We start from the raw sequence: 9,458 nt of genomic DNA, 5'->3' as shown, positions 1-9,458 counted from the left end.
CGTCACGTCCAGATTTCCGTTGGCGATGGCCGCCATCACATTTGCGACCTCTTCCATCGGTTTTGCCATGACTCCAAGAATACCATTCATGCCACTGATCACTTCATTCCAGGCGCCGCTAAATTTGGTTTCATCAGCCCGGACATCCAGATCTCCCTGCATCGCTGCCGTCGTCAGCACGATGGCGTCACCAATCAGGTTATCAATGGTATTTTTAACCTCTGTAAAACTTTCATCAATGGCTTTAAACTGCTCATAAACTTCGTTTGTATCCTGTCCCGATTCCTCCATATACAAATCCAAGTCAAGATTTCCTTGAGCTAACCGATGCAAGTTGTCTGCCAATCGGGTTACAGCGTCACTTGTGTACTTATTGACACTCATTATCGGCGTTGTATCATGAGACACATCCACATAACCAATTTTTTCACCTTTTTTATTGATCAGCTGCATTGTATCCATTCGGTAATATCGATCCCTGAATTCAAAGCTATGTTCAGAATAGCCAAGCTCATTTAATCGATCGCCACCGGCAATTAATGCTTTGACGCCACAGTCTTCAGTATGACACATTTCCAGATTACATGAATTGCAGGGCACCCCGCGTATTTCTTCCCGTTGATTCGCTGTCCCGGTCAATTTCATTAAATCCTCTAGAATTTTATTAACAAAGACCATTTTCATATCTTTGTCAATCGATGTAATTCGGTACGGAAGAGCATCGAGAATAGCTAAATAATATTCCATATTTGATGTAACCGTCTCCATGGCCTGATTTGCCTGTACCAGAGCCTTTTTGTAATCGCCCTTCATGTCATTTTCAATAGAGCGATCAAAATACTCTTTTTTCTCGACTAATTCTGGCATTGTTACAAGATACCTGAGGAGTTTTTTCATCGACTTTTGAACTGCTGATAAATTATTTCCCATAAGGTCTTTATCTGATAGCGGAGTGATGATCTCTGACAGATCACCATCCGCCATTTTTTTTGCAATGTCTGACTGCACCCTGCTGTTTTCAGCAAGCAATGAAAGAGCATAAGTGATTTCTCCCAACTGATCCTGGGGTTTGTCAGATCTGAGGGCAACTTCAATGTCCCCCTCCGCCATCTGGATAGCGGCCTCAACCAGGCTACTTATTCTGTGCGAGGTTTCTTTTATTCCGAGCACAATCACACCAACAATAACCACTAAACCGATTACATAAATCAGCAGTAAACTATTTTGGATAGCCACAAACTGATCACTATTCTGACTCGTGACCACCATCGCAATACCTGCCATCGCACTAAATATTAATGCCACTGGTAAAACAACCGTCATCAGGATCTTTGACAACAAACTCTTTTCATGTTTCATTCTGTTTCTCCTTCTGATTTTATATCAAATTAATATAATTCTTAAGTTTTATTTTTATACCCAGCTTTTTATCAAATAATTACCCCGCGATCCTTAAAAAAGGAGCTGCTACTCTTCACCGCCTCAGTATGCTTAATTAAAACATTTTACTCATGTTCAACATTATAGCGAACTATTTTAAAAACTTCAATTGTTATTTGAATTATGATTTAAATACGTCTATTTACCTGCTATTATATTGTCGTCAGCATTCACACATACTTTAGTTTCATTTAAGGCAAAGCTTATCAAGCAAGTTTCTCTTTTCTATAAAAAGCAAACCAGCTGAGGTTTGCTTCAGCTGGTTCTTTAAAAAATAACCTAATTTATTTTTTTCTAATGGGAACTGCTATAGACCAATTCATTTTCTTCAAAGTCAAAGGTATTATTAATGTGTCCCAGAATAATAAGCACCTTGCTTACGTTTTCAAAATAAACTGCATCGTATTTGGCACTGCCAATATCAAAGCCCTTTAGCGTGGGTAATAATTCTTCAGCACGTTCAGGATTACTCTCCACTGTAGTACACAGTTTGTAGAGTTTTTTGAACTGATATTCCTCCACCAGATAAAACCCACCGTCATCAACCCCATTTTGAATATTCTCTAAAAACCAGCGATGAATCTGGTTTGTTTTTTTAAACCGTCCCATCACTTCAGAAGCCACTGCCCAGGGTTTTAGTCGCAATTGTTTGAGGTCCACACCCTTGTCACATTTATATAAAATACTTTCTAATCCCACGTTACTTCCTCCATTTATCGATCGGTCTTCCTTTTAACAGTCACTCTCGATTTTAAAATTATTTTCTAAAAAATCATCCTGTTTTTATATCATTCATTGATGTTGATCTTCTGTCTATCATTTTACCCACCAAGTTTCATTTAGTCAATTACAATAAATCATTGGATCAATTTATTTTCTATTAGAAATTAATCTAGGAAGAATTTTCATTTTTCCTGATGCATGGTATAATAAAACAAATTGCGAAATAAGGAGAAAAAAATGAGAAATCGAGTAGGTAACTTATTGTGGGGGCTTTTATTGGTCGTTATCGGCCTTGGTTTTGCTGGAAATGTATTTGGTCTGTGGAATTTTGAATTATTTTTTGCCGGCTGGTGGACCTTATTTATCATTGTTCCCTGTGCCATCAGTATGGTGCAAAACGGCGTACAGCTTTGGAATACGATCGGTCTGGGGATTGGGGTGTTACTATTTATTTCCGCCCAAGGCTATTTCAACGGTGCTTTGCTGGGCGACCTGATTTTTCCAATCATTATTATTGCCATTGGTTTGAGCATTATGTTTAAAGACCGCCTCAGTAAAAATGCCAAGCTGATTCAGGGCATGACCAAGGATGGACTTCCGGATTATTCAGCAGTCTTTGGCGGCCAGGAGATTAACTTTCCCGGGGAAGAATTCCACGGCGCCAGTCTGACTGCGATTTTTGGCAGTGTTTCCCTTGATTTGCGCCAGGCGATTATTAACGAAGATATTTATATCTCAGCTACTGCGGTCTTTGGCGGTATTGATATGCTGATGCCCAGCAATGTCCGGGTGGAAATGTCCACCACGCCGATTTTTGGCGGAGCATCAAATAAGACCAACCGACCACTGGGCGAAAACCCGCCGACCATTTACATCAATAGCACGAATATCTTTGGGGGGACAGAAGTCAAATGAATACCAATCAAAGTTGGATTAAATACCTGGCCATTGCCTTTGGTCTGGTGCTGGCATTGGGAATCATCTCCAGCATTGTCAATGGTGGCGTCGCCATCATGCGGGGGGTTGGCCTGATTGAAAACAAAACCCAAATCAATGAGCAAGGTGAAGCCCACTTTCAGCAGGATTTCACCGGTGCGTTGGAATCAGTTTTTATTAATTTCAATGCCGGCAATATTACTCTTCAGACCGGCGATGCCTTCCGGGTTGAAGGATCCAATGTCCCCAAAAGTCTAGTTGCCACCCTTGATAATGGCAAGCTTGTCATTGAAGATAAAGGGAATACCAATATTATTCCTAATCTGATTGGCAAGAATCACATGCCTGATCTCCTGGTTACCATTCCCCGTGACACCCGCTTGAAAAAACTGGAACTTGAGATTGGCGCCGGTCGCGGTGAATTGTCTGAGTTGATCACCGATGAATTGACTATCAAACAGGGCGCCGGTGAAATTGTGGCCGATCAGCTCCAGGCAAATTCTGGTAAACTTAGTGGTGGCGCTGGCGCCGTTCATTTTACTGACGCCCAACTCAATGATTTTGAGATCGACGGCGGCGTCGGAGTCATCGATATCCAGGGGCTTGTCACCGGTGATCTGGAAATCAACTGTGGTGTCGGCCAGACCAGTCTGGACATTGATGCCAGTGTTGATAACTATTTTATCACCGCAGACCAGGGTCTTGGTCCCATTACCATCAACGACCGGAATATTTCAGAAACAGGTACCGGTTCAAAATCTGCACCCCATCGCATCGATATCGACGGTGGTGTCGGACCCGTCAATTTAACATTTAAATAACCAATAAAAAAACACGTTAAACGTGTTTTTTTATTGGCAAAAACGACTACCTATCTGACAAAATGCATATATACTTTTTTAAAGGGATTTGGCTCCGCAACAACACCCTTACCGTTTTCAATAAGACGCATCAGCCAAACCATGTTAGTTGCGGTAACCTCAATGGTCTGGGCGCCTTCAGTATCCTGGGCTGCTTCACCGGCGGTACGGCCATGAATAACATTCCAATAGTTTCCTGTTGCCATAACCATTTCTGAGTAGGTGATATAGTGATTCAATTGATCGATGGTTGCTACTCCACCAGAACGTCTGACCGCAACCATGGCTCCGGCTACCTTATGACGAAATAATCCGCCATTAGCTCCGGCCACGTAGAAGGCCCGATCCAAAAACGACTTCATATTTCCACTTATGCCAGAAAAGTGAACTGGACTGGCAAAAATTACACCATCAGCTTCTTTAATCTTTTGAATCCCTTCATTCACAACATCTTTTGTAAAGATACACTGTTCATTTTTATTCTTGCCGCAGGCACTACAGCCAGTACAACCCTGCACCGCTTTCATGCCAACATTGAAAATCTCAAAATCAATGCTTTCCTGAGCGAAAATTTCACCTGCGATACTCAGCGCCGTAAATGTATTGCCTTCACCATGAGGACTTCCATTAATCCCAATTACTTTCATTTCTAACCTCCCGAAGCGCTATGCTCCATCTGTTCTATTTTGCTGCTTTTAGTATACCACATTTTTTCAAAATCAAAACAGCTAATCTTCAGATTCGAGAAAAACAGAGCCCTCGAAATTTCTATCTTTAACCCCCATTGATTCTGTGTTATACTTGAAACATTATTCTTTAAGGAGGGTATTATGACTGGATACATTCTAAGATTTCTAAAGCTGAATTTTGGTCTCTTTCTTTACGGATTGGGGATTATCGTGACCATGCGAGCAAATATCGGTTATGCTCCCTGGGAGGTTCTACACAGCGGGATCAGTCAGACCCTGGGGGTCAGTCTCGGCCTGGTGAACACAGCTGTGGGGGCCATCATTGTAGCAATTGTCTTTCTTTTAGGTGAAAAAATCGGGCTGGGTACCATTTTCAACATGTTTATGATTGGTCTCTTTTTGGATCTCATCCTATTTTTAGACGTTATCCCACTTTTTAATAATTTTTGGATAGGAACCCTGGTTCACATTTTTGGTCTCTTTATTATTTCACTGGGGACATACTTTTATATTTCCTCTGCTTTTGGTGCCGGGCCTCGGGACAGCCTGATGGTGGCAGTAACCCGAAAAACCGGATTGCCGGTTGGCCTGTGTCGGGGCATTGTGGAGGTTAGTGTTGTCCTGATGGGCTGGCTTCTGGGGGGCATGGTTGGTTTAGGCACGGTGATTTCGGCTTTGGCTATCGGTTTATGTGTCCAAATCACCTTTAAACTATTGAAATTTGATCCTACTCAGGTAAAGCACGAAACCTTCGGCGTCATGTTTCACAATCTTCGCAATCTGAAGAAACACAATTAACCCGGCCTTACCCATTAACGGATTGGCCGGGTCAATTTCCTGACATATTTTATTTCAGTTTTCATCTTCAATCATATTAACGAAAACTCTGGCAATTTCCGGATCGAATTGGGTGCCAGAACATCGGTTAATTTCTTCAATGGCTTCTTCTACCGTGAGATCATTCATATGCAGCCGCATCTTCGTCATCGCATCATAGGCGTCAGCAATGGCAATGATCCGGGCTTCTAATGAAATTTCTTCGCCTTTTAGTCCTTTGGGGTAGCCGCTTCCGTCCCAGTGCTCATGGTGTTCCAGTATATGATCCGCTATTTCGGCAAATTCATTGGCGGAACTTAAAATTCGGTATCCAATTTCGGGATGGCGCCGTATTTCTATCCAATCCTGTTCACTCAGTTTTTCTGTCTTGTCAAGAATACCCTCGGCAATCCCAATCTTACCAATATCGTGCATCAGGCTGGCGGTCTGAAGATCATGGGAATTCTTGGAATTTAGTCCAATTTTAGTTCCCACCTCAGCCGACAATCGACTAACCCGTTCCGAATGGAACATTTCTTTCTGATATTTATCAAATAAGGTCTCAATCACCATACTGACAGTTTTATTCCGCATTCCCAGGCTTTCTGTCAGTTTACGCCGATACATATAGTCTTCAGCTCTTTTGAAAATCCGCTGAATATCTTCTTCCTCATCCAGCTTTGTTTCAAAACCAAATGAAATGGAAAGTTCTATGGTGCCGACTTTTTCTGTTTTGGCCAGTTCTTCTATGCGTGTTATGATTTCTTCTGCTTCAACTTGATGTGTTTTTGGAAGCAGCACGACAAATTCGTCACCGCCCAATCTAGCCACCACATCATCGATGCGACAGGCTTTGGTAATCGTCGCAGCGGCTTTTTTTAATAACTCATCCCCCATGACGTGTCCGAAACTGTCGTTTACCAGTTTCAGTCCGTTGACATCACCCATTATCAAAGATAAGGGTAAATTTCTTGGGGTGTCCATTCGAGCGAGTTCTTCTTCATAATATCGGCGATTATAAAGACCGGTGAGCTGATCATGATAACTCAAATACTCAATCTGATCGAGTTTCTGCTTTTTCTCGGTATAATCCCGAAACACCAGAACGACCCCGAGGACATCGCTGTTTTCATCAATAATGGGAGCGGCACTATCTTCAATGGTTCGCTCGCTGCCGTCTTTGGCAATCAGCAATGTATGATTATCCAGCTCCCGGATTTCTTTCGTTTTAATAACTTCCGCAACTATATTTCCTGCTTTTTCCCGATTGACATCGTTGATGATGTTAAATACGGTTTCGATCGGCTGCCCTAATGCTTCGTTTTTGGTCCAGCCGGTTAGGTCTTCAGCCACCCGATTAATAAACAAAACCTGGCCATCCTGATCACAGGAGATAACCCCATCCCCCACGGATACCAACGTTGTTTCAAGCAGTTTACTTTCCTTTGCCAGTTCTGCTTCCAGGCGTTTACTTTCGGCAATGTCCATTCCCACGCCGGTAAAATACTTCTTTCCGTCAAGGTTCATGACCACTCCATTGGAACGAATCAGAAGTTTTTTTCCGCCTTTGGTAATGAGATTGGCCTCCACCTCGCCATAACCCTTTTTAAACACCTCATCGACAGCCACCATGACCCTGACCAGATCATCACCTTCAAACCACTGATCCATCGTCATATGCGCCAGCTCTTCGTCTGAATAACCGGTCATTTCTTCATGCTTTTTATTCCATTTGATCAGTCTTCCCGCTTCGTCGTAGACGTAAAGATAACCCGGAATACTTTCAAACAAAGCCTTAATAAAAATCATTTCCCGTTCCAGTTCAGCTTTAGCAGTAATCAGCTGATCATTTAACTCCTTTAGGGCATAGGTGCGTTCTGCCACCCTTTTTTCCAGCTCCCTGTTTTCTTTTCGCAATGCATCACTATCGATCTGCAACCCGGTGATATCCACCACAATCGAGAGTAAATAATTCCGGCCATCCAATGAGATGGGACTTGAGCGCACCTCAACGTCTCTAATTTCTCCATTGGCGCCACGATGCTTAAAATAAAACTGATTGCGCTCGCTATTTTTTGCCAGTTCTAGTTCTTTCTTAAGCTGATCTTCACTGAGACAATTGAAATGGGTGATTTTAAAGGTAATCATCTCTTCATGGGTTTTACCGTAGAACAAACAGGCTGAACGATTGCAGTCTTTAATTTTAAGCGTGTCCTGTTCAATCAAAAGCATAATTTCCTGATTGTTTCGAAAAAGCTCTTCAAAAAATAATTCTTTATTTTTTAATGGCCCTGCTTTTTGATCATCCAATTTAATCACCCCATTTAATTTTTTTACTTAATTTCGATTCACCCATCGCTTTTATTTATGATTATTATGTAATTATATCTACCCGCTAATGGCGCTTTTTAACCATGCTGAATATTTTAAACGGCCATTCTTAAATTCTCTGAACCAGATTGTCATTTATCGAATTAAAAAAGCAGCAAAACAATGTTCGCTGCTTTTTTAAAAATTCAGATCATTTTTTTTAATCGGTATCACACCTGACATCTCGCCAATGACATTGATGAGCTGGGTATCAGTTGGAATTACAATCTTAGCATTATTTTTCAGCGCAATTTCGGTGGTTTGTAATTGTTTTAAAATTTGGGCATTGCCAATGAAATACTTTTCTGCCGCTTCGTTTACTAATTTGATTGCAAAAGCTTCACCCTCCGCTTCAAGAATTCGAGCTTGTTTAATGCCTTCAGCTTTTTTAATCTCCGCACGTTTTACGCCATCTGCTGTAGTTTCAGCAGCAGTAGCAAAATCAATCGCAGCGACTTTTTCATTTTCAGCTTTGACCACCTTATTCATGGTCTCCTGCACATCCTGGGGCGGATCAATTTCTCGTAATTCTGCTCTGACAATGTCAATACCCCATTTATCGGTTTCTTCTTTCAATGTCTTCAGCAAATCCGTGTTAATGATGCTGCGTTCACTATTGGCAGATTTCAAGGTCATGGTACCAATAATATTTCGCAATGTAGTTCTGGCTAAATTGACGATTTGCACCTTATAATTATTAACATTATAAACCGAGTTTTTGACACTCTCTTCGTCAGATTTCACCTTGAAATAAATCTGCGCATCAACAGTAGCATTCAAATTGTCATTGGTGATGATAACCTGTGGCTCAGCGTTAAACATTTGCTCCGTAACATTGACGACAAAAATTCGTTGCACGCCAATAATAATCCAGTGAAAACCTGGTTCGGCATATTTTGCGTACTTTCCCAGTGTTTCAATTAGCCCCCGACTTGTCGGGCGAATAATACGAATGCCGGCCAGAAAAAATGCTAATAAAAGAACTGGAATTATTAAAAAATAAACCATCTCTTGTTACTCCTTTCTAATACTCTCCCAGGGGAAAATACTCCCCGCTTTCGGACATACCAATGGGATAGCGACAGCGGCTTAGCCAACTTTGGGTAGAAAGCTCAGAGATCGGCGGCATGTCCAGGCAATGTTCGAATCCTTCCCTGACGATCGCCACAACCTGCTGATCAATATCTGTGGCTACCGTGTCAAATACTTCCCAGCCTTTTTCAGGCAGGTGAAGCAAGATAATCTGGGTTTTATCTCCCCGGGTGCAGGTATCCAACACTTTAAAATGCGAACCCGCTTCCAACACACATAAACCCCAATTGGTATCATGCTCATAAGCTTGCATATTGGCATAATGGTTGGACAGGATTGCCAGACGATGGGTGGTAACCATACCACCCCGACGTAGACTGGCATCGGTAAACCCCAACTCTTTCAATATCATTCCCACCTTATATTTTGATCCCAAATCGCCCAGATTGCTGTCCCGAATCAATAGGGTGATTCCCGGATAGGTAAACTCGACGACCTTTTCCAATTCTTCCAGTTTTTTATACTTATCTGTTAACATTGTACCATCCATCGCTTTTAATCGACTGCAGCCTTGTTTGTGCTTAAACCCGCT

At 41.9% G+C, this 9,458-nt stretch carries 8 protein-coding genes and 1 pseudogene; 3 read left to right on the top strand and 6 right to left on the bottom strand.

Annotated features, from left to right (window positions below):
• Positions 1-1,359 (bottom strand): annotated as a pseudogene (locus ACEW8F_RS15325) (methyl-accepting chemotaxis protein); the annotation flags it as partial.
• 375 nt (positions 1,360-1,734) lie between these two features.
• Positions 1,735-2,139, bottom strand: a complete 405-nt coding sequence (locus ACEW8F_RS15320; RefSeq protein ID WP_373484335.1) for a hypothetical protein — start codon at positions 2,137-2,139, stop codon at positions 1,735-1,737.
• Between the two features lie 261 nt (positions 2,140-2,400).
• Here ACEW8F_RS15320 and ACEW8F_RS15315 point away from each other — a divergent pair, with 261 nt between their 5' ends.
• Together ACEW8F_RS15315 and ACEW8F_RS15310 are read left to right on the top strand one after the other, a co-directional pair.
• On the top strand, positions 2,401-3,078 hold the full coding sequence (locus tag ACEW8F_RS15315) for a LiaF domain-containing protein (protein ID WP_373484334.1): 678 nt from the start codon (positions 2,401-2,403) through the stop codon (positions 3,076-3,078).
• Complete coding sequence (locus ACEW8F_RS15310; protein WP_373484333.1) at positions 3,075-3,920, top strand: DUF4097 family beta strand repeat-containing protein; 846 nt, start codon at positions 3,075-3,077, stop codon at positions 3,918-3,920. The genes ACEW8F_RS15315 and ACEW8F_RS15310 overlap by 4 nt, the downstream gene beginning before the upstream one ends.
• 50 nt (positions 3,921-3,970) lie before the next feature.
• Here ACEW8F_RS15310 and ACEW8F_RS15305 read toward each other — a convergent pair whose 3' ends face one another.
• Positions 3,971-4,606, bottom strand: a complete 636-nt coding sequence (locus ACEW8F_RS15305) for a flavodoxin family protein (protein ID WP_373484332.1) — start codon at positions 4,604-4,606, stop codon at positions 3,971-3,973.
• A 183-nt stretch (positions 4,607-4,789) separates the two neighbouring features.
• On the opposite strand from ACEW8F_RS15305, the gene ACEW8F_RS15300 reads away from it, so the two are divergent.
• Entirely contained in the window at positions 4,790-5,446 is a 657-nt protein-coding gene (locus tag ACEW8F_RS15300; RefSeq protein WP_373484331.1) for a YitT family protein, read from the top strand.
• 54 nt (positions 5,447-5,500) lie between these two features.
• Here ACEW8F_RS15300 and ACEW8F_RS15295 read toward each other — a convergent pair whose 3' ends face one another.
• The 3 genes from ACEW8F_RS15295 to ACEW8F_RS15285 form a co-directional block, all read right to left on the bottom strand.
• Positions 5,501-7,774, bottom strand: coding sequence for a PAS domain S-box protein (locus ACEW8F_RS15295; RefSeq protein WP_373484330.1), 2,274 nt, complete (start codon positions 7,772-7,774; stop codon positions 5,501-5,503).
• 198 nt (positions 7,775-7,972) lie between these two features.
• Entirely contained in the window at positions 7,973-8,842 is an 870-nt protein-coding gene (locus ACEW8F_RS15290; protein WP_373484329.1) for an SPFH domain-containing protein, read from the bottom strand.
• 16 nt (positions 8,843-8,858) lie between these two features.
• A complete protein-coding gene (locus tag ACEW8F_RS15285) occupies positions 8,859-9,404 on the bottom strand; it encodes a hypothetical protein (protein ID WP_373484328.1) in 546 nt (181 codons plus the stop codon).
• Positions 9,405-9,458: the final 54 nt, after the last annotated feature.

It is taken from the genome of Acetobacterium sp., assembly GCF_041752335.1.
Taxonomy (GTDB): Bacteria; Bacillota; Clostridia; order Eubacteriales; family Eubacteriaceae; genus Acetobacterium.
The sequence above is the reverse complement of the archived record's forward strand: the minus strand, read 5'-3'. Positions and strand labels throughout refer to the sequence as shown.